Genomic DNA, 24,451 nt, shown 5'->3' on the forward strand with positions numbered 1-24,451 from the left:
TGTACGCCCATATCGTATTAAAAAGGGGGGTGAGACAATGTCTCATAAGAAAAGAGCCTATCCTCTCTGGACGGAAATCCCGTATGCGGGGACAGCTTATGCACCGACCGTGGAAGAGGGTGTCGAACCAAACGCAGGAAATTGGCAAACCAATTACATTAGAAAGAGCCGCAGGCATGGATTTAAAAAGTTGGATGGACATCCGATCCACTTAGAAATTAAGCATCCTGAAAAGATTGATTGGCTTGAAGAGTTGAGAGTTGTTCAACATACACTAAAGAATTTGACAGAGGACCAAAAAAGAATCGCCATTTATTGGGGGGAAGGTCCAGCATCGAAACAGTGGATCCCGATTGTTGACCGGTTAATTGATACGTATGGGGTCGAAGCACCGCGTGCTGCCCGTATCTTAGGAGCTCTCTTTGCGGGAATGAATGATGCATTTGTCGTTTGCTGGACTTTAAAGTACAAATGGCTTGTGCCACGACCGAATCAGCTTGACCAGCATTTAGCCACCGTTATTTGTACACCTAAACATCCTTCTTATCCTTCTGGGCATGCCACCATTTCCGGGGCAGCTGAAGTCATTTTGAGTTATTTCTTCCCTTCAGAACGAAGGAGTTTGCATAAGCTTGCTGAAGAAGATGCGCTATCAAGACTTTATGCAGGTGTACATTATCCAGTCGATAATAATGAAGGTCTTCGTTTAGGCAGACAAATTGGGAAAATTGTAGTAGAAGAGTTGAGAAAAGATCGTGTGAATGGTCTGCCGGTTGATTCTCCGAATAGGGAATTCCGCAAGGCAGATATTTTCCCAACGACTTATGAGCAGGCGATTCCTTTTGAATTCGATCGCAGTTGTGATTCTCTGCTGCTCGGTGAGGGTTGGGATGAGGATGAATCTTCTTTAGGAGCTTGGCTTAATAAGGATTAAAGTAAGGAACAGCCCTTTCGCTGTTCTTTTTTTATTGGATCTCATTAATCCAGTTAATAGCAGTTATATGGAAGACTTAATTTCAAGATAGCTTCGGTTCGTAACCATTCGTGATAAGCGTTAGGGATGGATGGAAAATAACTCGCTTTCCTGTGGGGGAACTGCCGAGCCTCCTCGTTCGCTGCGCTCTCTGTGGGGTCTCGCCTGGGTCCTTCTCCCACGGGAGTCTCGTCATTTTCCATCCATCCCTCCCGTCAATAATTTTAACGAACCTTTACAGTATCCAGAGGATAGTTTTATGAATTCCTCTAACAACAGAGTGTAAAAACTCCTCTGAGCCCGTTTATTTAGTACAAGTACAATAAGTGTGCTTCTCAAATGGAGAATTTACTACCTCATAAGGGTGTTTCCGTTCAATTCAATAAACGTAAAGGTGGGAGGGGAAATGGTGAGACTCCTGCGGGAATGGAATGGCTGGCAAGATCCCGCAGGTTGGTAAACCGAGGAAGCTTGCCGTCATCCCCGCGGAAAGCGAGCCATTTCCCCTCCGACCTTTCCAGATTACTAGGTAACGGGAACAGTCCCATCTAAACAAAGCTATTATTTTGAATTCAAGTCTTTAGGATAAGGAGGCGTTTGTTGAAGAAGCTGCTTCTGTAAAGCTATGCTAAATGGACGGATTTTAAAAAAAGAGACAAGTTCTTAAGGATGTGGTGCATATACATTAGCAAACATGCTTAGGAGGGATGCAAATGGACGCCATCATCTTGTCGGCCAGAAAAATTGCTTGGATAGCGGGAGCCATCCTGATCGCATTAGCTGCCTATTATCTAGGAAGCTTCTTCTGGAAAGGCGCCGTAGCTACTACATCGGAACCCGTCAATACCGAACCCCGAATGATCAATCTCGTTACAGGAGAATTTAAGGCAGAAACGGCTGATGGTAAGAAGATTGAAGCTTATCGCTGGGACCCAGGGACAATTTTTGTAGAAAAAGATGAACCATTCAGGTTAAGTATTTATGGAGTAAATGGAAAAGAACATCCATTCTACATTGAAGGGACAGATGTCAAAGGAGTTGTACAGCAAGGAAAAGAGACTATCGTAGACTTAAAATTTGAAAAAGAAGGGTTTTATCGCCTGATTTGTAATACTCACTCCGACATCGCTTCCAACGGGCCGATGATAGCTTATATTGTTGTGGACTAATTTATTTATTATAAAAAAGGGACAAGCCATTGTCTCTTTTTTTATTGTTCTATTTTGTTTACCTCTTACATGTATTTAACTAAGCGTGTGTACAATGGGGGATTCCTATGATAGCGATTACAGTAGGGTATATTATACTTGGTTTGTCCATTGCAGCTCCCGTAGGGCCGATTAATATAGAAATTATTAAAAGAGGACTTGCTTTTGGATTCTGGCCGGCATTGTTTGTAGGGCTGGGAGGTATGTCTTCGGATTTATTATTAATGGGGGCGATGTTCCTGGGCATCGCTACACTCTTATCATGGACGTGGGTAAAGGTTAGCCTGATGCTTGTTGGATGTATTGTCCTTATACAAACGGGTTGGACAAGCCTACGTTCAACTCATATAGATCAAAGTGGAAAGCACTCATTAGAGAGAGGGGATCGTACAAGTAATGTAAGAAGGTCATCTTTTATTAGAGGATTTCTCATAGCTGGAACTAATCCAATGAACTTGCTTTTTTGGATTGGGATTTATGGCTCTGTATTGAGTGGAGCTTTTCAGGAGGAAAATTTATTTCATTCTTTTTTGATCAGTTCATTAGTCTTCATAGGGATAGGGTTATGGAATGTAAATCTTGCTTTTACGATTCACTTTGGGCGACTACTCGCCAATCCATCTCTATTGAAGTGGGTGCATGGCATGGCAAGTTTAGTTTTGATAGGCTTCGGAATCCAATTTGGATACAAAGGAATTATGCTGGTCATGACCTTATGGAACTAAAAGGGAGTTATGAAGTATGACTTGAAAAAAGAAAGACGTTCTATTTTATGATAGGAGAACACCTTCCTTCCATTAAGGTGGGTGTGACTCTTTTCAGTGTATGGTTGAATTACAAAGATCCGAACGCCCGCTGAATATAGCTTAGATGCTGGAGTGACTTTCACGACACACGCTGCGCAAGCTCTCTTAATCGTTCTTGTTGAATCTGGTTTACTTTATCCACTTCTACTGACAACCTTTTAAAGCAGGCAGCTACATGTTTTAAGTTTTCTTCCCCAAGAGCTTCCTTGAGGGCAAGAGCTGTTTCTTTTGTCTGTTCAGATTTTCTGTTTTTTTCTTCTCAATGAATCTTTACGAATATAGAGTTTACTTTCTAGTCCACCGCACCCTGGTGTAGCTTGGCCCCATTTTTTATTAAGGTAAATACCCCTATTAGGTTTAAAAACTAATATCTAACAGAGACTCATCAATTTGATTGATAAGACTTTGTGCAATATCAATACTGATCAGTTTTGTAATCTGCATTAGCCAATTGTATTTTAAGGCGCTCATCTGCTGAAAGGGAGTAACGAGCAAATACAAATTTTCTAAAATAGGTGTGTGAAGGAGGGACAACCATGAATCAATCCTATCTTATCAAACCGGTAATGCGAGATTTTTATCCGACAGCCATGTATGGACAGGGTGTATTCATTTATGACAAAAGAGGAAAAAAATATCTGGATGGATCTTCAGGCGCTGTTACATCTAGTATTGGTCATGCTGTTCCTGAAATCATCGAAGTTATCTATGAACAGGCAAAGAAGATTTCCTTCGTTTATCGTTCTCAGTTCACAACAGAACCTGCGGAGAAGCTTGCAGAAAAATTGAACCAGCTAGTTTTCGGAGAAGAAGATGAATATTTTTCTTTTTTTGTGAACAGTGGTTCAGAAGCTACGGAAACAGCATTAAAAATAGCCATACAATACTGGCAGGAGAAAGGAAACTTTCGGAAAAATAAAGTCATTTCCAGATGGTCCAGCTATCACGGGATTACAATGGGGGCTTTATCTATGTCTGGTCATATAGGTAGAAGAGAACGGTTTGTATCATTGCTGGAGAGATTACCTACCATATCTTCCCCGAATTGTTACCGTTGTCCATTCAATCAAAAATATCCAAGCTGTCAGCTGATGTGTGCAAATGAATTGGAGACGGCTATCCGGCGTGAAGGGGCAGACAACATCGCCGCGTTCATAGCAGAACCAATTGTCGGTGCTGCTGGAGGGGTGATTGTCCCGCCTGAAGGCTATTATCAGATGGTTAGAGAAATCTGTAATGATCACGATATATTGTTCATTGCTGATGAAGTGATGACTGGAATAGGCAGGACAGGGAAAATGTTCGCAATGGAGCATTGGGGAGTTAAACCTGACATCATTGCACTAGGTAAAGGAATGAGTGCAGGCTATACCCCGATGGCTGCCACGCTTGCCAGTGGAAAGGTAATGAAGCCCATTCTGGCAGGATCAGCTTCTGTGATGAGCGGTCACACATATAGTGCTAATCCTCAATCGGCAGCAGTTGCACTGGCCGTGATCAATTATATAGAGAAAAACGATCTTGTCCAAAAATCTGAAGTCAGTGGCAATTATTTGATGAATCTTTTAAAGGAGGTAGCTGTGAAGTATCCGATCATTGGTGATATCCGTGGAAAAGGATTGATGATCGGTGTTGAGTTTGTGTCGAACATTCTCACCAAGCACCCTTTTCAAAAGGAGCTTTCACTGACAAGTAAACTCGTGGAAACAGCTCGTGACAAGGGGTTGCTGATATATCCGGCTACAGCTGGTATAGAAGGTGGAGGTGGTGATGCAGTCATTATTGCTCCACCTATAAATATCACGAAGCAAGAAGTAGACTTACTAGTCAATCTATTTGAAAAGATGGTAGATGAAATTCAAGAGGATTTAAGTGTCCAAGGGGTTGTAGATTCCATCGGATAGGAGTGTGATGGCGTATGGTACAACAGAGAAAAATGCCTATTAATAAAGTGGCTACTGTTGAACAGGCGATTTCTCATATAAATGATGGTTGCTCGCTTATGTATGGAGGGTTCGGCGGGATAGGAAATCCCCCTACCATCATTGACGCCATTTTGAAAAAGGGAGTCAAGGATCTTACGCTTATAGGAAATGATGCTGGGTTTCCTCACATCGGTATAGGAAAAGTCATACGTGAAGAAAGAGCTAAAAAACTGATTGCCTCACATATTGGCTCCAATCCTGTCGCAGGTCAATTGATGACGGAAGGGAAGCTGGAGGTTGAATTTTCACCACAAGGAACACTTGCCGAACGCATAAGAGCTGGTGGTGTAGGTCTTGAAGGGATTCTGATTGATGTCGGAGTTGACAGCATGGTGGAAGAAGGAAAGAAGAAAATAATTGTAGGAAATAAGGAGTGCTTATTGGAAACCCCTTTGAAAGCGGACGTATCCATCGTTTATGCGAAAAAAGCGGACACGTTTGGTAACTTGATCTACGACACTAGTGCTCGTAACACTGCCCCCCTCGTAGCAATGGCAGGCAACTACACCATTGCAGAAGCAGAAGAGGTAGTTCCGGCAGGAGAGCTTGATCCGGAATGTATTGTGACACCGGGTGTTTTCGTAGATATGGTCATTCATACGGAGGGGGTGAACTGGAAATGGGCATGGGAGTAGATAGGCGTAATCTTATTGCTAAAAGGGCTGCACAGGAAATAGAACATGGCATGATAGTAAATCTAGGGATTGGAATACCATCGCTTGTAGCCAATCACATTCCTCAGGAAAAACAGGTCATGTTCCAAGCAGAAAATGGTGTGTTAGGCATGGGCAAGTCGCCAGAACGAGGAGATGAAAATGCGATGTTATGCAATGCCGGAGGTTACCCTGTTACCGTTGTTCCAGGGGCCTCTTATTTTGACAGTGCAACGGCGTTCGGAATTATACGCTCAGGTTGTTTGGACATTACTATTCTTGGTGGACTTGAGGTAAGTGAGAAGGGAGACCTTGCCAACTGGATTGTTCCAGGCAAACGTATCCCAGGAATAGGAGGGGCGATGGAGCTTGCTCAGAAGGCTAAGAAAGTAATTGTCGTAATGTGCCATGTCAGTAAAAATGGTCATTTTAAGATATTAAAAGAATGTAAGCTTCCACTGACTGCTAAAAGGTGCGTGAACATGATTATCACGGATATGGCTGTTATTGAAGTAACAGGTAGTGGCTTAGTGTTAAAAGAAATCATGCCAACATATACGGTAGAAGATGTGATCGATCATACAGAAGCGCCCCTGCAAGTGGCTCATGATTTAGTTATCGTAAGTTAAGCGCATTTATCTAGTTATGTTGTATGAATGATATCTGTTGTGAAATCTAAGTTGAAAAGTCAAATTCGCAGTCGGCTTCATTAAGTAAATATATGGAAAATGTGTGAAATCTTCTCATGTTGGGAATCGTACTCGCAACATAAAGAGGGAGTGAGAAGATGGAACATCGAATTTCACACGAAGATATGGATCGAATTCTTAAACAATTGGAGGATGACTACGTAAAGGCATTGAAAGATAACTCCAGCTCAACTGTTGAGGATTTCATAGAGCAATTTTTATATGATTCCTGGGAGTATAACGATCGAAATATTGATTTGATTAAAGCAGTCATGAGCCGTTATACACAAGGAGAAATTTATCGAACAACTTTCAGTGGGGCTTTTAACGAAATGGTGGATCATTTACAGGAAAAGCTCACTGAGTTGGACAAAGAGGATAGGTACCCAATGATTCATACTTCAAATGGAGCCTCCTATCTCGTTTCTTTTGTAGATGGACTTGTGATTCAATACTTTACAGGTATTTATAGTGTAGAAGGTTTGAAGGAACTGACTCCTCAACTGAAAAAAGTGATCTTAAACGCTCTAAGTACAGATGAAGTATAGAAGAAAGGAGGCGTGCCTGTTATAGGTACGCCTCCTTTTATGTCGTTTTCTTTTCTTTCCTTTTTTTCTTTATCACAAGACCGATCCATAATAAGAAAGGTAAAAAGAGACCATGGGTTAGGGCATACGATAACCATATCTCACCGACAAACGTTTCGAAATAAGCGACATCAGGGTAGGCAACGATCGATAGAACCACCATCCCAATTCCTAAGGGGAGAAGTAAAGGTCTGTGGTCGTCCATCTTAAGAAATTGGGCTATGCCGATGGAAGATGCATAATAAAGCACAACCAATTTGAAAAAGATCGTGATCATCCATATGATGGCTACAATGATTTCCAGCCCTTCTAAAAAGCCTGCTATATTGATTTTCTGCCCAATTCTATAACTAGGATAAGCGTTTAGGGCAGTAAGATCACTACCCAGGACAAGGAGGCATAAAAGTGTAATCAAAAATAGCGATCCCCCGCCCAACAACATTCCCAATAGCCAACCGTGCCTAGTTTTTTTGCTTTCTTTTACATAGGGAAAAATCATTAAAAGAGTGACCATCTCCAGTAAAGGAGTTCCAACTAGAATAGTTGAAGCACTTAAAATTGGCGTCACACCATTTTCGAACATAGGCTTTAGATTATCCAGACTGATTTGTGGTGTCAAAGAAATAGTCAAAAAAATAATCAAGAGAACCAACCAGGGCATGAATATCTCAGCAGAACGGCCAATCGTTTCTATACCCAAATAAGCACTGGCGATGATGACAAGTAGAAAGAGAATATGTGTAAACTGCAGTGGAGTTTCAGGAATGATTTGAGTTGTCATGAAATCGCCGATGTTTCTTAGTACAAGCGCAGCCAAAATGTAGATGAAGGATAGATAAAAAAAGCTGAGAATTCTGCCAAACCATGCGCCAAACACATAATTGGATGCTTGGACAAATGTCTTCCCAGCAGATAATTCCCCGATTTTATTGTAAAAGAGGATGAGGCAGCTGCCTAACAAAATCGAAAGTATTAACGCGATCCAGGCATCCTGCTTTGCCTGGACGGCTAAAGGAGTAGGGACAATAAGGATCGAGCTACCGATTGTAAATAGGATGACAATCAGCATGTATTGACGGGGACTTATTTTTTGATTATCCATGATTTGTTTATCCATACCATTCGATCCTTTCTTTATGTTAGAACCCGAACCATGAATGAATGGCTCGATAAAACGATTGAATATAGTCTAGCGGGTTAGGCAGCTCCACTCCTCTGCTTTCTAGGACAGCTATGAAGGTCATAATGAAAAGCAGGATGGTGAAGTACCACATTTCCTTCTTTTTTTTGGCTCGTTTCATCCTTGGGAACTCTAATAGAAAGATACCAATCGAAGCAGAAATTACTAATAGGGTGTGCCACATCTTAGCTCACTATCCTTCCTTGTTAATTGGCTGGGTGGCAGTTCCTTTTCTTCGAAGTTCTGTATTCACTTTTATTTCGACTTCTAACTCTTTGAACTGGCTATTCCAATCTTTTTCTACTTTCTTGAAATACTTAGGGTTATCACGATGGACAACGTTTCCAAATCCAAAGATATCACTGCCAGACTCTTTAGCTGTTTGAATACTTGCTTCAATCATCTCTTTGATCGCTTTGTCCACTTTTTTATTGAGCTTGTCAAGAGATTCTGGTTTACTAAGGTCAATTTTACAATCTATTTCACCTACATTTCCTTCTGTTTCAATTTCAATAGTCACCACAGGTCTGTCACTTTTGATCTTCGACTTCATAGAGGCTTGAGATCTTAGAATTTCAATGCTTAACTTTCCATCATCACAAGGCTCTGTGATGATCGCACTATTTATGTTTCCTGTGACAAAGTTCAATCCCCGGCTCTGTTCCTCCGTCAACCAGCCTACAAGTTTGTCATCTTTAAACATGGCAAGGTAATCAATTTCAAGCTTTGTAGGAGCATCGACGTTTTCGACGTTGCTGATATTTGTTCCAAGTTCTTCTTCTCCAATTAAGTTTATACCGCTCAACACAGGATTTTCTCCTTTACTTTTAATGGCAGAAATCAATTTATCTATGGATACTCCCTTAGCTGCTCCCCAGTTTTTTTCTGTCGTATCTATAGAGCTCATCACCTTATTTGCTGGAATTTTTTCATACGGGGTAATGATACTCAATATACTCTCTGCTGAGGCATTCTTGGCTACTACAGCGTAAAAAGATGTTCTAAATTCATGATCTCGATAAAGAAAATCTAAGATAGGCATAATGCCTTCTTCTGCAACTTCACTACTCAGGACAGCTAAGCGAAGTTGAGAAAAGTAAATTTTCCTTGGGGATTTCTTCGCCAGTAACCTAAAAGCTTCAAAGATTGTTTCACCCGTTGTCGTATAAGTTGATACTGGTGGGCGAGTGGTTGGTGCATCTGTCGCAATTTCAGAAGGATTGATCACTTGTACGGCGATTTTATATTGATTATCATCATTTTTATCAATTCCAATGGCAACAGCAATTCCCAATTCATCCAATTCCCTGCTGTTCCAACATCCTGACAAGATAAGTAAGCAGCTCATCACTAAAAGAGTTCGTGTAATTATGGAAAGAGCCTTGGGTTTACATTTCATAATCAGTTCTCCTTTGATGAAGGGCTTGTTCGTTTCTCATTCTCTTTAACAAACGAGGATGGTCTGGAAAACAGCCCCCAGTGAGGGAGTCGAAGTAAAACATCCTTTTGATCTTTGGGAACAAAAGGAGCGAAGGGCGACATGTAAGGGACTCCAAAAGATTTCAAACTGGTTAAGTGGAAGACCATGGCTATCAGACCAAGGATGATTCCGAATAATCCAAATGTCGCTCCCAGAACCATAAATATAAACCTAATGATTCGAATTGGAATCGCCATATTATATGATGGGACAACAAAGCTACTGATTGCAGTAATCGCAACGACAATAACCATTGCTGGTGAAACAAGCCCTGCTTGCACCGCCGAATTCCCAAGGACGAGGGCTCCAACAATAGACACAGCTGAACCTACAGGTTTTGGTAATCGCACTCCTGCTTCTCTTAGAATCTCAAAGGTCAGCTCCATAATTAAAGCTTCTACGAAGGCAGGGAAGGGCACACCTTCTCTTTGAGCAGCAAGACTGACTAGTAGTTGAGATGGGATCATCTCAGGGTGGAAAGTGGTAAAAGCAATATACAAGGACGGCATAAATAAAGCGATGTTAAAACAAATTAATCGTAGAATACGAATGAGCGTTCCAATATCTGCACGTTGATAGTAATCTTCACTGGAATGAAAGAAGTTTACGAATAGGGCAGGACACAATAAAACGTCAGGGGTTCCATCCGTAATAATAGCGACACGCCCTTCTAGAATCCCCGCAGCGATGGCATCGGGTTTTTCTGAATAATAAACTGTTGGAAAAGGAGAGTACTGGGCATCTTGGATATACTCTTCCAAATAGCCACTCTCAAGAATGCTGTCAATGTCAATTTGGTCTAAACGTTTATGAACTTCTTTGACAACAGAATCCTGAGCAGTCCCTTCAAGGTAGACAACAGCAACATCTGTATTTGTCATCTTTCCGATTGATTTAGCATCAATTCTTAGTTTTGAGTCTTTAATTTTTCTTCGTAGCAGAGAGGTGTTGGTGCGCAGTGTTTCTGTGAACGCCTCTTTAGGCCCACGGATAACACTTTCTGAAGTCGTTTCCTGTACCCCACGGTCTCTCCAGCCTCTGGTACTTGCTGCTAAAGATTTTTCTTCTCGATCTAACAGAAAGATCGTTTCACCAGATAATAACCGTTTGAATAAATCTTCATAATTATCAAGTTCACTAAGCTCACCGATAGGTAATGAAGCATCTTTAATCATTTCATATAAACGACGGACAGATGCGCGTTTAGGAGGCATCTCGAGCATGAGGGCTTCCATAATAAAATTCTGAATGGTTTCCTTATTTACCATTCCGTCGATATACAATACAGCGCACGGAGACTTATTGATCATGAATCTTCTTACAACAAGGTCAGAACTGTTTCCTAGTGACTCTTTAATAAAGTCGACGCTTTTATCTACAGAAGGAATGAGTGGGCGAGGAGGAGTCTGGTTTTCTTGTTGTTTATCATTTTGCTTCTGATTTTGTGTTTCTGTTTTATCCCGTTTCACCGCACATGCTCCTTTCAAGTAGATTTTTGGTTAGCATGTGCACATTTTGGTTTTTTATGAAAATGGTGTCTACCTTATTAGGGATAAGGAACAATATGAATGAGTTAGGGGACCAATTGGAACACGCGCGGGAACAATACGGAGAATTAAGGAACAATCTTTTGTAGTTAGGGAACAATCCTGCACAGTTAAGGAACAATAATAAAAAGCGACCCAATAAGGGCCGCTTTTCCTAATTAAAACTTATACACGACAGCTTCGTAAGGGCGAAGTGTCAGCTTGCCATCTTCAACTTTAGGAGCTTCATCATAATTCTGAATCAAAACGTCACTTTCATTGTAATGGAAGTTCTCAGGCCATTCTCGTTCAAGTTTTTCTTTTTTGAAGTTTGCAATCACGAGAAGAGACTGATCTTCGTAAGTACGAGTATAAGCATAAACTTGTTCGTCGCTCTCCCATACGAGTTCATACTCGCCATAAACAATGACATCGTGCTCTTTGCGCAGCTGGACAAGTTTTTTATAGTGATAAAAAATGGAGTCCGGATCCTTTAAGGCTGCTTCCGCATTTATTTCTTTGTAGTTTGGATTCACCTTGATCCAAGGGGTGCCATCTGTAAAGCCGCCATTCTTGGAATCATCCCACTGCATAGGGGTGCGTGCATTGTCACGACCTTTTTCATGAATAGAGTGGAGGACTTTGTCTGGGTCATAGCCTCTGGTCTCGACAAGGTCGTTCCATAAATTGATGATTTCTACGTCTTTATAATCTTCAATCGAAGGGAAGTGGACGTTTGTCATGCCGAGTTCTTGCCCCTGGTAAATATATGGTGTTCCTTGCATCATATGGTACCAGGTGGCAAGCATCTTCGCGCTTTCCTTGTGGTACTCCTCATCATCACCGAATCGCGAGACCGAACGGGGCTGGTCATGATTTTCAAGATACAAAGAGTTCCAGCCTTTGTTGTAAAGCTCAACCTGCCACTTAGACATAATTTCTTTTAATTCAGTAAGCTTCCAGTCTTTGATCTCCCACTTGCCCATTTGCCCTCCAGGCTGAGCATCAATATCCATGTGTTGGAATTGAAAGAGCATAGACAGTACGCCGTCTTCTTCGTTTGTAAACTGTTTTCCTTCTTCAGGGGTGACGAATCCAGTTTCACCAACCGTGAGAATATCATAATGGTCCAGCACTTCTTCTTTCATTTCATTCATGAATTCCATAAAGCGGGGACCGTTTGCGAAAAAATCACTGCCCCATTGATATTTTTCTTCAGGCTTAGCGATAGGAGCATCTGGCAGTCCTTCCACTTTGGAAATAAGATTAATGACGTCCATTCGGAAACCATCGACACCGCGGTCTAACCACCATCTCATCATGTCGTAGACTTTATGACGAACTTCAGGGTTCTCCCAGTTTAAATCCGGCTGCTTTTTCGTAAACAAATGCAGATAGTATTCTTCTGTCGCTTCATCATATTGCCAGGCAGAGCCGCTGAAAAATGACTGCCAGTTATTTGGCTCTTTTCCATCTTCACTTGGAGGCCGCCAAATATAATAGTCTCGATAAGGGTTATCTTTCGACTTCCTTGCTTCTACAAACCATGGATGCTCATCAGAAGTATGATTGACAACGAGGTCCATGACGAGTTTCAGGCCTTTTTCATGCATTTGAGTAATTAATCTGTCCCAATCCTCAAGTGTTCCGAACTCTGCCATGATGTCTTGATAATCACTAATATCGTATCCCATATCATCATTCGGCGACTTGTAAATAGGGGAGAGCCAGACCACATCGATTCCGAGTTCTACGAGATAGTCAAGCTTCTGAATAATTCCTTCAATGTCACCGATCCCATCCCCGTTACTGTCATTGAAGCTCCTGGGATAGATTTGATAGACAACTGACTCTTTCCACCACTGAGTGGATTTTGACATAATTTCATTCTCCTCTCATTACTCTTTGACGGCACCTGAAGTCAAACCGGAAACAATACGTCGCTGGAAGAATAGAACCATGATGACTAACGGTACCGTTACGATTACCGTAGCAGCTGAGATCTCTCCCCAGGGAATCGTGTATTGACCCTGGAACATCCCAATACCAACAGGAACAGTTTTATAGCTTTCCGCTGTGTTGATTGTCAAAGCGAATAGGAATTCATTCCACGCTGCAATAAACACAAGAATCGCTGTTGTGAAAATCCCCGGAATCGCTAACGGCAAAATGATACGGAAATACGTTTGCATCATAGACGCACCATCCATCTTTGCTGATTCTTCCAAGTCAAAAGGAATCTTGCGGAAGAAAGTCACAAGTAACCAGATGGAAAGTGGCAAAGCGAACGTTGTATAAGGGATGATCAACCCTAAGTAGCTGTTTGTAAGCCCTACATTTTTCAAGAAAATATAGATAGGGGAGATGGTTGCAATTTGCGGGAACATCGAAACGGATAATACAACACCTAGAATGATGGATTTCCCGCGGAAGCGAAGCCGTGCAATTGCATAAGCTGCAAAAGCTGCTACAAATACGGTATAGACGGTCGTAATGGTTGATATCACTGTACTATTCCATAAATAAGTTAAAAATGGATAGTTTGTAAATACGGACACGTAACTTTGGAACGTCGGATCGCTTGTAAACCAATTGAACGCTTGAGGGCCGAAGAGCTCCGATAAAGGTTTAATGGAGCTAAGAAGGATCCAAAGGAACGGGAACATAATGACAAATACAAAGATCGCTAAGAACAGGTAAAAACGTACGCCTGCTTTTTTATTCATTTCTTCTCACTCCTTTATTTTTTAGCTCCGTCCCCAAGAAGGTCTGAACCAAGGAACTTAATATAGATCGCTGAAATAATCGCTACACAGATGAAAACAATAACGGCAAGCGCAGAGCCTTCTCCGAAGTTCGTTTGTGAGAACATGACTTTGTAGGCGAGTATTGAGATCGTTTCTGTTGAGTTCGCTGGTCCACCGCCTGTCAGAACGAAGATCAAGTCAAATACGCGGAACGCATCTAACGTACGGAAAAGGAGAGCTACTAGAATACTAGATTTCATTAAAGGCAACGTGATCTTTAGGAACTGTTTCCACTTGTTGGCACCATCAATACTAGCTGCTTCGTAAAGAGAGGTAGGAATCGTTTGTAGTCCTGCTAGCAGCAATAATGCCATGTATGGAGTTGTTTTCCATACATCTGTTAAAATAACGGCTGCCATAGCCCCGACCGGTGTGGTTAAGAGACTACTCATAGAATCGATAATCCCAATCTGTTCAAAGAAGTGGGCGACAATACCGTTCTGACCATCGTAAAGGAATTTCCACATGAGGGCGGATACCGCTGTAGGAATGGCCCACGGAATCAGAATGGAAGCACGCACGAGCCCACGCCCGAAGAATGCTTTATTGATTAACAATGCAATTCCCATACCAAGCACAAGCTCAAATCCAACGGAAACGAGTGTGAAAATCCCCGTATTCATTAAGGAACGCCACATCCGTGTATCTGTTAGATTTTTTTCATAGTGGCTAAAACCGATGAAATTTGGCTCGATGATACTGTCATTAATAGCGTTTGCTAAACCTGTCAGTCGGTTTGCATCAGTCAATGCTTCCTGATCTTCAAGTTCGTTCAAACGCCGCTCTACTTGTTCAAATGTTTCCTTGAAGTCTTCACCAAATGAGCGATCGATCTCAACGAACTTTAAATCATCACTAGGGATTTCAAAGTTGAAGAGTTTCTCATTCACTTGCTCATATCTTTTTGCAATCTTTTCATCTTGCACTAATTCTTCATCGTAAGCTTGCATGTTGCTTTTAATATCTTCTAATGTCGAAGCAACTTGTGGAGGTGCTTCTTCGATTTCATCATCAAGTGCAGTAATTAGGAAAGGCTGACTGTCTAAATACTGTTCTAAGTCTAGGGTGTAGGAAAAGTGGATATCGGATTTTGCAGGGTCGTTCAATCGGTAGTCAAATAAACTAAAGTAAAAGGACTGGATAACAGGCCATATTGCAATGGCTAATATAAGTATCAATGAAGGGGCGACGAGTAAATAACCGAGTCTTCTTTCCTTCTTCTGCGAGTCGTTTAAGCTTTTTGCCAAGGTAGTCCCTCCTTTTGGGGCATAAAGGATTCAGCCTCCAAGCTGTCGTACAACTTGAAGGCTAAATCGGTTTAACCAATTTATTGCATGACGTTGTTCAGTTCTTCTTCCATTGTTGCAGCTGCTTCCTCAGGAGTAAGTTCACCTGCAATGGCTTTAGAAACGTTGATTTGAATGATTTCAGAAACTTCAGGGTAGTTAGGTGCAACTGGTCGTGATACGGCACCTTCTAGAGCTTTTTGGAAACCTTCTTCTTTGAAGAATGGGTTAGCCTCAAGAATTTCCTCATCTTCAAATAGTTCTGGTAGGGTAGGAGCTAGTCCACCATAGATTGCGGAGATCTTCTGGCCTTCTGGTCCTGTCATGAACTTAACAAATTCCCAAGCTTCTTCTTTGTGCTCAGAATATTTGTTAATTCCAGCCATCCATCCACCTAGAGCGGCTGCACTGCCTTCATCACCAGCTGGTAGGGGAGCGACACCCACATTTCCTACGATTTCCGACTCATTTTCATCATTGGCAAGGTTCCACTGGTAAGGCCAGTTACGGATGTAAGGAGATTGGCCTTCGATGAACGCTGTGTGTGATTCAACTTCCGTAAATGTGTTGATGTTTCCTGGAACGAAATCAGAGTTGGCAATCTCGACTAGCTTAGAAATCCCTTTGACTGTTTCAGGACTATCGACAGCAACTTCACCGCTATCATCAAGAATCTGTCCGCCGTAAGCGTGGATGAATTCCACCACATTACAAACAAGACCTTCGTATTGTTTCGCTTGCATCAAGTAACCGAATTCTGTTCCACCTTCACCTTTTTTCGCCTGAGCCGATTCGATCAGTTCGTCCCATGTTTGAGGTACTTCATCTTCACTAACGATATCTGTGCGATAGAAAAGCATTCCTGTATCGATGAACTTAGGCATTGCCCACTGTTTTCCGTTGAAGTTTGCTGCAGATACAGCTCCCTGGTTGTACTTGTCCATGTCAATTCCATCACGCTGGATAAAGCGGTCTAGTTCAAGAACATATCCTGCTTGTGCAAACTCTGCAGGCCAGATAACGTCCATATCCATGACGTCAATTTCAGAGGATTCAGCGTTCAGCTGAGTTACATAAGCGTCGTGCTGCTGGCCTGTGTCTGAAGGCATTTCACGAAGTTCAACTTGGATGTTAGGGTTCTTTTTGTTGAACTCCTCAATCAATTTCTCAGAAGCTTGTGTAGAGTCTTGACCACGTGCCCACGTTAACGTGACGACTTCATCGGAAGATTCGCCTTCACTATTTTCTGAAGTACCTTCTTCTCCACTTGTATCTTCAGAACCTGAGTCATCTCCGCCTCCGCTGCATCCGACTAATGCTAATACCAAAATGAACAGGATAGACAAAAACCATAGTTTTGCTTTCATCAATTAACCTCCTAATTATTGTTCGAATGTTATACAGCTCTTAAAGGGCCGCTTACTGTTGATTCTCGGATGATGAGTTCGAGAGGGAATTCATATCGCTCTCGTTTAGGGAAATCCTTACTTTTAATCGTCTCAATCAAAACTTGGATGGATTGCTGTGCCATAAGCTCAATCGGTTGTTCAACAGTGGAAATCTTCGGATCCATAATCTTTGAGATCACTTGATTGTCAAAGCCTATGACTGAAAGTTCGCCTGGCACGTCAACACCATATTCCTTCGCACCGGTAATGATACCGGCAGCAACTTCATCACTGCCTGTAAAAACAGCTGTGGGAGGGTCTTTCATCTGGTGGATTTGTTTGAAAACTTCAATGCCATGTTCAATAGAGTAAGCACTGAAAAACCCGTACCTATTCTCAAACGTCAAACCATGTTCTTTCAGGGCTTTCTCAAAACCTATTTTTCTATGTTGGCCAACCATGCTCTTGTGGCCGCCTGTACAATAGGCAAGCTTACGGTGTCCTTGCCTGAGCAAGTGCTTCGTCGCTATATATCCCCCGTGAATTTGATCCAGCTTAATGATAGGAATATTAGCGGAATCCTCAAACTCGTTACACATCACTAATGGGCCATAAGGTAAGTATTCAGAAACGGTCTCCCATTCGTTTTCCAGGGAAGCTAAGATCATGCCGTCCACTTGTTTCATTTTTAATAATTCCAAGTGGCCAAGCTCTGTCTCTTTGGAGTACATTGTCTGACAAATCAATAGCTGAAACCCGTTTTTGGTGGCTTCGATCTCCATGGATTCAACCAACTGACCGAAGAAAGGGTTCATGAGTCTTGGGACAAGGACCGCAATCATTTGCGTTTTTTTGTTCCGGAGACTGCGTGCAGAAGAGTTCGGGACATAGCCAAGTGCATCCATAGCTTGATATACCTTTTGCTTCTTTGCTGGAGAAACGTGGGGGTAGTTATTTATTACCCTTGAAACAGTTGATTTTGAGAGTCCAGCCAGCCTGGCTACATCATCAATCGTTACCACTATCAAACCTCCTCTCTTGCTTATGAATTATTGAAACCGATTTCAAAAATATCTAAATGAAAAGAGATAAATGCTTGCTAAAACAATAGTTGCGATTTTTGAAACCGTTTTCAATAACTTGTGTAAAGTATATTTCATGTCTATTGAAATTTCAACAGTATTTTTAAATATTCTGAAAAATAATCGAATTTTCTAATAAATTATAGCGAATTTTGACAATGATTCCTTTTTGTCCTAATTACTTTCTTAAGGGAAGCTGGAAAACAATCATGTCTATAGCTCTTATCCCATTCTCAAAAATTGGCTCAGGATAGGTGAGGAAGAAATCTTTTCGAATATCATAAAAACGAAAGCCGGCTTTTTGGTAAAAGGCAAAATTCCCAATACTTGAATTCGCTGTTCCAACGAGCAGCTGCTGAAAGCCTTTCTCCTTATAATAGGTGACAGCGATCTTAATCGTGTTGCTGCCTATTCCTAAGCCTCTGTAATCCTCAAGGATCGCTATATTTTTAATTTCTACTGTTTGCTGGTCAGGAAAAGTAAACAAGCAGACACCAACGGATCTGCCTTCGCAAAATAGCTCAAACATTTCCCCTTCATTGATGTATTCTTGAACAATGGCTTTGTCTTCATCTGCAAGCAGTAAATAATCCAATAAGTTATTTCGCTTCGTTACTTTTTTCCAAGATAGTTCGTTCAATAAATTCACCTCAGAATGCATCTTATTTATCGCTATTATAGTTTTCGTGTGATTATGGTACCATATAACTAGCGGTAAAGATTTCTGAAGAGGGTGGCTCTTCAGAAAAAGGAGTAGTGAATTTTGATGGGACAACAAGAGAAGATGTATGACTTAATTGGTGTAGGGGTTGGGCCTTTCAACCTCAGCTTAGCAGCTTTACTGGATGGGTTTGAACAGGTGGACAGTCTGTTCTTTGAACAAAATGAAGGGTTTGACTGGCACCCGGGGATGCTTATTGAGGGGACGAAATTGCAGGTTCCTTTTCTTGCTGATTTAGTAACGATGGCAGATCCTACGAACCCGTATAGCTTTTTGAATTATATTAGCAAAAATGACCGGATGTATCAGTTCTATTTTTTACAAAGGTTGGATATTCCACGGCGAGAATACAATGACTACTGCCAATGGGTTGCAGAACAATTGGACAGCTGTCAGTTTGGAAAGCGTGTCACAGGTGTGCGCCACGTCAAAGAAACGGAAACTTATTATGAGGTGGAAGTGACGGATCTATCGACAAATGAAACCTCAGCTTACCGTGCAAAAAATTTGGTAATGGGGACAGGAAGTGAACCGGTCATGCCGAAATCATTTCAAGGACTTCCTGAAAAAGATGTCTTTCATACGGCAAACTTCCTTCCTAATCAGGAGCGCTGCCGTCACGCGAAATCCATCACAGTCGTAGGTTCAGGGCAAAGTGCTGCAGAGACCTTCCGTGAATTGTTGAAGGAGCAGAGGAACTGCGGATTTCGACTGGATTGGATCACGCGTTCCCCAGGGTTTGCTTCTATGGAAGAATCGAAACTAAGCCTAGAGCATTTTTCCCCTGATTACGTGAATTATTTTTATCAACTTCCACAGAAGCAGAAGGACGAAATCTTCGCCTCTCAAGGCCTTTATTATAAAGGGATTAGCAATCATACCATCAACGATATATACAATTTGTTGTATGAGTATTCTATAGGTCGTGATGAACTGAATGTTGGTCTCCAGGTTCTTAGTGAAGTCAATGACATTAAACAAAAGACAGACGGCACTTATGAGTTAAGCTGCTATCATTGGCAAAAGAAAGAGGAGTTCACTCATGAGAGTGAAATGGTCATTGCAGCTACAGGGTATAAGCCAAACGTACCTGCATTTGTGCATCACCTGGAGGATTTCCTTGAATGGGACGACGAGGGCCGCTATAAAGTGACTGCTGATTATCGTCTCAAGCAACAGAAACCATCCGAGAATGAAATGTATGTCCATAGCGGGATTTCTCATACCCATGGAGTTGGCTCTACTAACCTGGGGCTTGCCGTCCACAGGAATAAAGTCATCATCAATCACCTTCTTGATCGTGAAGTATATCCTATGAATGAAAAGAACATTTTCCAATCGTTCACTGTATAATTAATCTGGTTTCGTACGGCTATTAGAGAAGAGGGGGAAGGAAAACGGGCCGCTTTCTGCGAAGCAGGACTCTGCCTATTTTCCTTCCCCTAATCATTATTACAGGGCTCGAAATCATCACGTTTGGGAAAAGAGTCTCGATTAGGTAACGATAAATATGGTTTCACTCCACATCTGAGTGAACAGGTCATGGGAACAGAGTTAGTTTCCCGGTTCACTCTCCTCTAACTGAAGGTTGAAATCGTTATTCATGGATCGGTAGATTTATTGGAAAAGAAGTTCTAAGAATCATGTAAGAAAAGTTTAAGTAGACCAGGGACATTGTCCCCGGTCTTTTTTTATTTTCAGGACCTTGAAGCACATAAAAATCGTTATAGTAATGTAAATTGTCGAAGAAGTGGAAAATGGCTATTGACATATGAGTGAGTAGGGTTAATAATATTGTAAATATACAGTTATTATTATAAATATACATAGAGGTGGTTTTAAATTGAAGGCAGGAATAGTTGGAGCAACCGGTTATGGCGGCATAGAGCTGTTTCGGCTGCTCACCTCTCATTCACAAATTGATACACTCACCTTATATTCCTCATCACAAGCAGGTGAATATTTTGAAGATATTTACAACCAGTTACATGTGGAGGGCAAGCATCAGCTGAAAGATCTGAATCCTGAGGCAATGAAGAAAGACCTTGATGTCATCTTTTTGGCTACACCAGCAGGCGTATCTAGTAATCTCACACCAAAGCTTGTTGGAGGGCATGCAAAGGTCATCGATTTATCTGGAGATTTAAGGCTGAAGGATCCAAACACATATGAAAAGTGGTATAAGAAAGAACCGGCACCTGAATCCTTGCTGGATCAGACAACATACGGTTTGCCGGAGTGGAATAAAGAGGCAATTGAAAAAGCAAGTGTCATTGCCAACCCAGGATGTTACCCAACCGCTGCACTACTTGGTTTGGGACCTGTAGTAGAAGGGCAATTAGCAAATCCCGCTTCCATTGTCGTTGATGCAAAGTCAGGGGTTTCAGGAGCTGGTAAAAACCCGAATCCGATCACTCACTTTGCTCATACCCAGGAAAACTTCCAAATATACAAAGTAAATAAACATCAGCATATTCCTGAAGTGGAACAACAGCTGAAGCAATGGAATCCAGAAGCCAAGCCGATTACATTTTCTACTCACCTAGTTCCGATGACAAGAGGAATCATGGCCACGATTTATCTCTCACTAAATGAAGATTTTTCAACGCAAGATCTTCTTGACCGTTACACCTCTTATTATGAATCTCATCCATTTGTACGAGTAAGGGAAGAAGGAGAATTCCCATGTACGAAAGACGTGTACGGCTCGAACTATTGCGATATTGGATTAACTGTTGATGAAAGAACGCGAAGGGTAACCATCGTTTCTGTTATTGATAACTTAATGAAAGGCGCAGCCAGTCAAGCAGTACAAAATATGAATCTATTATTTGGATATGAGGAAAGAGAAGGGCTTCCTCTTTTACCTACTTATCCATAAGAAGGGGAGAAAAGGATTGGTTCAAACAGTAAAGACCCATGAGATCGATAAAGTTGAGGGTGGAAACATCTTATCACCACTTGGATTTCAATCAGGTGGAGTCCATAGCGGGCTCAGGTACAGGAAGAAGGATTTCGGGCTCCTGATGAGTGATACCCCTGCTTCTGTGGCCGCTGTCTATACACAAAGCCATTTTCAAGCTCCTCCTTTAAAAGTTACCCAAGAAGGTATTGAAAAGTCAGGTAAAATTCAGGGAGTGGTCATTAACAGCGCAGTTGCAAACGCATGTACAGGAAAAGAAGGCCTGGAAAATGCTTATAAAATGCGTGAAATGATCGCTAAACGATTTGGCCTTCCAGAAGAATATATAGCTGTTGCATCTACTGGTGTCATTGGTGAACAGCTTCCAATGGAGAAGATCTTTTACGGTTGTGAAACGGTGGAACTGAGCAGAGAAGGAGCTCATGATTTTCAAAAATCGATCTTAACAACAGATACATGTGAGAAATCAGCTTGCTATCAAACGAAAATTGATGGTAAAACGGTAACGATTGGTGGTGCTGCAAAAGGGTCAGGCATGATTCATCCGAATATGGCTACCATGCTTGGATTTATCACAACGGATGCGACGATTGAGACGGAGGCTTTACAAACGGCGCTAAGCCAATCAATCGAAAAATCGTTCAATCAGATCACTGTCGATGGGGAGACCTCTACGAACGATATGGTCCTGACTATGGCGAATGGCAGCGTCGAACACGATCCACTCACTGAGAACCATCCGGATTGGGAGAAGTTCCAGGTAGCCCTTCAGCTTGTTTGTGAAGATTTAGCAAAGCAGGTTGCGAGAGATGGAGAAGGAGCGACTAAGCTGATTGAAGTGAACGTGAAGGGGGCCTCCACCAATGAAGAGGCTCGTATCATCGCAAAAAAAGTTGTCGGTTCAAGCCTCGTTAAAACTGCTATGTATGGGTTGGATGCTAACTGGGGTCGTATTGTAGGAGCAATCGGTCACAGTGATGCGACAGTAGATCCAAATGGTTGTGATATTTACATTGAAGACCAGCTTGTATTCAGTGATGGCACTCCTTGTCCATTCTCAGAAGAGCAAGCGACTGAAGATATGAGTAATGCGGAAGTGAAAATTGATATTCGACTGCATGAAGGAGAAGGAAAAGGGACGGCTTGGGGGTGCGACTTGACGTATGACTATGTCAAAATCAACGCAAGCTACCGCACCTGATCAAAAACCAATCATCGTAGTAAAGATGGGCGGAAGTATTATTGATCAATTGACTCAGGAGTTTTATGACAGTTTTTCTGAGCTTCTCGGTCACTACCATTGCATTATTGTCCATGGCGGAGGACCTGCCATCACCTCTCTTTTGACGCGTTTGGAAATCGAAGGTGAATTCCATAAAGGGTTGAGGAAGACAGATGAGCAAACCCTTGAGGTCGTAGAAATGACTCTGGGAGGCAAGGTCAACGCTAAAATCACTTCAGAGCTTCTAAAACAAGGGATTAAAGCAGTTGGTCTCAAAGGTTCAGATGCCTCCTTAATAACGGCTGACTATGAAGATGAAGAAAACCTTGGTTTTGTCGGAAAAGTAGCAGAGGTAGAGGCAGGCATTCTTTATCAGTGCCTAAACGCTGAGTATCTTCCTGTCGTCGCTCCGCTTGGAAAAACGAAGACAGGGCAGACCGTCAATATTAATGCAGATATTGCAGCAGGGGCTATTGCTAGGGCCGTTCAGGCTGAGAAGCTGCTTTTTGTGACAGATGTTCCTGGGATTTTGAGGGAGGATGAAGTCATTGAACATTCCACTCCTGAAGAGATCCAATCGTTAATTGATCACGGATGGATTTACGGAGGGATGATCCCGAAAGTCCAATCTGCTGTAGAAGCCCTGTCTGACAAACTCGAGGAAGTAATGATTGTCAGCGGAAAGCAAGCACTGATTCAAGGCGATCGTATGAAAGGAACGAAGATTCGTTCGAAACGAAAGGAAGGGGTCGAATGAGTTTATTTCCAACTTATAACCGTTTTCCTCTCACGATCGTTTCCGGTTCTGGAACAACGGTAACGGATGATGAGGGAAAGGATTATCTAGATTTTGTATCCGGTATTGCAGTATGTAACCTGGGTCATCGACCTCCAGAGGTTCAAAGAGCAATACAACAACAGCTAGATCAAGTCTGGCACGTATCGAACTTGTACCAAATTCCGCTTCAGGAAAAGGCTGCGGATAAATTGACAGAAGGAAACAATTTGGATCATGTCTTCTTCTGTAATAGCGGTGCGGAAGCGAATGAGGCAGCCATTAAGCTGGCACGTAAACATACTGGAAAAGAAAAAATCATCACGTTTAAACAGTCCTTTCATGGAAGGACGTTTGCCACCATGAGTGCTACGGGTCAAGAAAAGATACAGCAAGGTTTCGGAACGTTGCTTCCGACTTTTGAATATCTTCCGTATAACGACGTGGATGCTGTGAAGCAAATAGAGGATGACGAGGTAGCGGCTATTATGGTTGAAGTCATCCAGGGTGAAGGAGGAGTCGTACCTGGAACGGCCGCCTTCTTACAGGCTATTCAGGAAAAGTGCCGAAATATTGGAGCACTATTGATTATTGATGAAGTTCAGACAGGTATTGGGCGTACAGGCGCACGTTTCGCTTATGAACACCATCAATTGGATCCAGATATTGTTACGTCGGCAAAAGGACTCGGCAGTGGTTTTCCCGTTGGTGCTATGCTTGGGAAAGCGGATCATAAAGAGGCTTTTTCAGCTGGTTCACACGGGACAACATTTGGAGGAAATCCGCTTGCTTCTGCAGCGGTAAACGCCACACTTGAAACCATTTTTTCTACTGAATTCCTTGAAGATGTTCAACAAAAAGGCGAACGGCTTCAAGGGAAACTACGGGAAGAGTTAGGTGATTTGAATGTGGTTAAAGAAATTCGTGGGCAAGGACTTATGGTTGGCATTGAATTAGATGTGGAAGCAATCCAGATCATTCATACCTTGCGTGAAAAAGGACTGCTGGCAGTCCTCGCAGGTCCTAAAGTTGTGAGGCTTCTCCCTCCGTTAAACGTTTCGGAGGAAGAAATCAGTGAAGCCGTAAAAATTCTAGCTGCCGTTTTGCAAGAACAAGACCAAATGCAAAATGCATAAAAGTGAATAAAAAGGCGCGGTGAT

22 protein-coding genes are annotated in these 24,451 nt (G+C 42.1%); 12 read left to right on the forward strand and 10 right to left on the reverse strand.

What is annotated here, in order from left to right:
- The first annotated feature begins 37 nt into the window (after positions 1–37).
- From HM131_RS02900 to HM131_RS02935, 7 genes are all read left to right on the forward strand, one after another.
- Positions 38–934, forward strand: a complete 897-nt coding sequence (locus HM131_RS02900; protein WP_085027757.1) for a vanadium-dependent haloperoxidase — start codon at positions 38–40, stop codon at positions 932–934.
- Between the two features lie 752 nt (positions 935–1,686).
- Entirely contained in the window at positions 1,687–2,142 is a 456-nt protein-coding gene (locus HM131_RS02910) for a cupredoxin domain-containing protein (RefSeq protein ID WP_085027761.1), read from the forward strand.
- 107 nt (positions 2,143–2,249) lie between these two features.
- Positions 2,250–2,906: a LysE family translocator gene (locus tag HM131_RS02915; protein WP_085027763.1), complete on the forward strand. Its 657-nt coding sequence runs from the start codon at positions 2,250–2,252 to the stop codon at positions 2,904–2,906.
- Between the two features lie 617 nt (positions 2,907–3,523).
- On the forward strand, positions 3,524–4,891 hold the full coding sequence (locus HM131_RS02920) for an aspartate aminotransferase family protein (protein WP_085027765.1): 1,368 nt from the start codon (positions 3,524–3,526) through the stop codon (positions 4,889–4,891).
- Between the two features lie 14 nt (positions 4,892–4,905).
- Complete coding sequence (locus tag HM131_RS02925; RefSeq protein WP_085027767.1) at positions 4,906–5,607, forward strand: CoA transferase subunit A; 702 nt, start codon at positions 4,906–4,908, stop codon at positions 5,605–5,607.
- On the forward strand, positions 5,592–6,254 hold the full coding sequence (locus HM131_RS02930) for a 3-oxoacid CoA-transferase subunit B (RefSeq protein WP_085027769.1): 663 nt from the start codon (positions 5,592–5,594) through the stop codon (positions 6,252–6,254). Before HM131_RS02925 ends, HM131_RS02930 begins: the two co-directional genes overlap by 16 nt.
- A gap of 158 nt (positions 6,255–6,412) precedes the next feature.
- A complete protein-coding gene (locus HM131_RS02935; RefSeq protein WP_085027771.1) occupies positions 6,413–6,862 on the forward strand; it encodes a hypothetical protein in 450 nt (149 codons plus the stop codon).
- Positions 6,863–6,899: 37 nt separating this feature from the next.
- On the opposite strand, the gene HM131_RS02940 is transcribed toward HM131_RS02935, so the two are convergent.
- The 10 genes from HM131_RS02940 to HM131_RS02985 all read right to left on the reverse strand — a co-directional run bounded on the left by HM131_RS02940 (position 6,900) and on the right by HM131_RS02985 (position 18,290).
- On the reverse strand, positions 6,900–8,018 hold the full coding sequence (locus tag HM131_RS02940; protein ID WP_085027773.1) for a GerAB/ArcD/ProY family transporter: 1,119 nt from the start codon (positions 8,016–8,018) through the stop codon (positions 6,900–6,902).
- 22 nt (positions 8,019–8,040) lie between these two features.
- The gene (locus HM131_RS02945; RefSeq protein ID WP_157130748.1) at positions 8,041–8,202 is read right to left on the reverse strand and encodes a hypothetical protein; all 162 of its coding nucleotides are present in this window, start codon (positions 8,200–8,202) and stop codon (positions 8,041–8,043) included.
- Positions 8,203–8,274: 72 nt separating this feature from the next.
- A complete protein-coding gene (locus HM131_RS02950) occupies positions 8,275–9,480 on the reverse strand; it encodes a Ger(x)C family spore germination protein (RefSeq protein ID WP_085027777.1) in 1,206 nt (401 codons plus the stop codon).
- A 2-nt stretch (positions 9,481–9,482) separates the two neighbouring features.
- Positions 9,483–11,030 (reverse strand): spore germination protein, encoded by a 1,548-nt coding sequence (locus tag HM131_RS02955; protein WP_198162706.1) that lies wholly within the window; start codon positions 11,028–11,030, stop codon positions 9,483–9,485.
- Positions 11,031–11,266: 236 nt separating this feature from the next.
- Complete coding sequence (locus HM131_RS02960; protein WP_085027782.1) at positions 11,267–12,967, reverse strand: glycoside hydrolase family 13 protein; 1,701 nt, start codon at positions 12,965–12,967, stop codon at positions 11,267–11,269.
- A gap of 18 nt (positions 12,968–12,985) precedes the next feature.
- A complete protein-coding gene (locus tag HM131_RS02965; RefSeq protein WP_085027784.1) occupies positions 12,986–13,813 on the reverse strand; it encodes a carbohydrate ABC transporter permease in 828 nt (275 codons plus the stop codon).
- Positions 13,814–13,827: 14 nt separating this feature from the next.
- Positions 13,828–15,141 (reverse strand): carbohydrate ABC transporter permease, encoded by a 1,314-nt coding sequence (locus tag HM131_RS02970; RefSeq protein WP_085027785.1) that lies wholly within the window; start codon positions 15,139–15,141, stop codon positions 13,828–13,830.
- Positions 15,142–15,221: 80 nt separating this feature from the next.
- Positions 15,222–16,547 carry an ABC transporter substrate-binding protein gene (locus HM131_RS02975; protein ID WP_085027787.1) on the reverse strand — a complete coding sequence of 442 codons (1,326 nt, stop codon included), beginning with the start codon at positions 16,545–16,547 and terminating at the stop codon, positions 15,222–15,224.
- Between the two features lie 29 nt (positions 16,548–16,576).
- Entirely contained in the window at positions 16,577–17,590 is a 1,014-nt protein-coding gene (locus HM131_RS02980; protein ID WP_085027789.1) for a LacI family DNA-binding transcriptional regulator, read from the reverse strand.
- 238 nt (positions 17,591–17,828) lie between these two features.
- Complete coding sequence (locus HM131_RS02985; RefSeq protein WP_232324862.1) at positions 17,829–18,290, reverse strand: GNAT family N-acetyltransferase; 462 nt, start codon at positions 18,288–18,290, stop codon at positions 17,829–17,831.
- Positions 18,291–18,416: 126 nt separating this feature from the next.
- Between HM131_RS02985 and HM131_RS02990 the strand changes: the two genes are divergently transcribed.
- The 5 genes from HM131_RS02990 to HM131_RS03010 all read left to right on the forward strand — a co-directional run bounded on the left by HM131_RS02990 (position 18,417) and on the right by HM131_RS03010 (position 24,427).
- Positions 18,417–19,724: a lysine N(6)-hydroxylase/L-ornithine N(5)-oxygenase family protein gene (locus HM131_RS02990; RefSeq protein ID WP_085027793.1), complete on the forward strand. Its 1,308-nt coding sequence runs from the start codon at positions 18,417–18,419 to the stop codon at positions 19,722–19,724.
- A 490-nt stretch (positions 19,725–20,214) separates the two neighbouring features.
- Entirely contained in the window at positions 20,215–21,252 is a 1,038-nt protein-coding gene (argC, locus tag HM131_RS02995; protein WP_085027795.1) for an N-acetyl-gamma-glutamyl-phosphate reductase, read from the forward strand.
- A 16-nt stretch (positions 21,253–21,268) separates the two neighbouring features.
- Positions 21,269–22,495 (forward strand): bifunctional ornithine acetyltransferase/N-acetylglutamate synthase, encoded by a 1,227-nt coding sequence (gene argJ / locus HM131_RS03000; protein WP_085027798.1) that lies wholly within the window; start codon positions 21,269–21,271, stop codon positions 22,493–22,495.
- Positions 22,458–23,273, forward strand: a complete 816-nt coding sequence (gene argB / locus HM131_RS03005; protein ID WP_085027800.1) for an acetylglutamate kinase — start codon at positions 22,458–22,460, stop codon at positions 23,271–23,273. Before argJ ends, argB begins: the two co-directional genes overlap by 38 nt.
- The gene (locus HM131_RS03010) at positions 23,270–24,427 is read left to right on the forward strand and encodes an acetylornithine transaminase (protein WP_085027802.1); all 1,158 of its coding nucleotides are present in this window, start codon (positions 23,270–23,272) and stop codon (positions 24,425–24,427) included. The genes argB and HM131_RS03010 overlap by 4 nt, the downstream gene beginning before the upstream one ends.
- The last annotated feature ends 24 nt before the right edge of the window (positions 24,428–24,451 follow it).

It is taken from the genome of Halobacillus mangrovi, from assembly GCF_002097535.1.
In the GTDB taxonomy this organism is placed as follows: domain Bacteria; phylum Bacillota; class Bacilli; order Bacillales; family Halobacillaceae; genus Halobacillus; species Halobacillus mangrovi_A.

Coding starts and splice junctions, on each gene's coding strand:
- HM131_RS02915 (WP_085027763.1), top strand. CDS start 2,250: ATGATAGCGATTACAGTAGGGTATATTATACTTGGTTTGTCCATTGCA.
- HM131_RS02945 (WP_157130748.1), bottom strand. CDS start 8,202: ATGAAACGAGCCAAAAAAAAGAAGGAAATGTGGTACTTCACCATCCTG.
- HM131_RS02930 (WP_085027769.1), top strand. CDS start 5,592: ATGGGCATGGGAGTAGATAGGCGTAATCTTATTGCTAAAAGGGCTGCA.
- HM131_RS02935 (WP_085027771.1), top strand. CDS start 6,413: ATGGAACATCGAATTTCACACGAAGATATGGATCGAATTCTTAAACAA.
- HM131_RS02920 (WP_085027765.1), top strand. CDS start 3,524: ATGAATCAATCCTATCTTATCAAACCGGTAATGCGAGATTTTTATCCG.
- HM131_RS02940 (WP_085027773.1), bottom strand. CDS start 8,018: ATGGATAAACAAATCATGGATAATCAAAAAATAAGTCCCCGTCAATAC.
- HM131_RS02925 (WP_085027767.1), top strand. CDS start 4,906: ATGGTACAACAGAGAAAAATGCCTATTAATAAAGTGGCTACTGTTGAA.
- HM131_RS02990 (WP_085027793.1), top strand. CDS start 18,417: ATGGGACAACAAGAGAAGATGTATGACTTAATTGGTGTAGGGGTTGGG.
- HM131_RS03010 (WP_085027802.1), top strand. CDS start 23,270: ATGAGTTTATTTCCAACTTATAACCGTTTTCCTCTCACGATCGTTTCC.
- HM131_RS02965 (WP_085027784.1), bottom strand. CDS start 13,813: ATGAATAAAAAAGCAGGCGTACGTTTTTACCTGTTCTTAGCGATCTTT.
- HM131_RS02960 (WP_085027782.1), bottom strand. CDS start 12,967: ATGTCAAAATCCACTCAGTGGTGGAAAGAGTCAGTTGTCTATCAAATC.
- HM131_RS02910 (WP_085027761.1), top strand. CDS start 1,687: ATGGACGCCATCATCTTGTCGGCCAGAAAAATTGCTTGGATAGCGGGA.
- HM131_RS02975 (WP_085027787.1), bottom strand. CDS start 16,547: ATGAAAGCAAAACTATGGTTTTTGTCTATCCTGTTCATTTTGGTATTA.
- argB (WP_085027800.1), top strand. CDS start 22,458: ATGACTATGTCAAAATCAACGCAAGCTACCGCACCTGATCAAAAACCA.
- HM131_RS02900 (WP_085027757.1), top strand. CDS start 38: ATGTCTCATAAGAAAAGAGCCTATCCTCTCTGGACGGAAATCCCGTAT.
- HM131_RS02950 (WP_085027777.1), bottom strand. CDS start 9,480: ATGAAATGTAAACCCAAGGCTCTTTCCATAATTACACGAACTCTTTTA.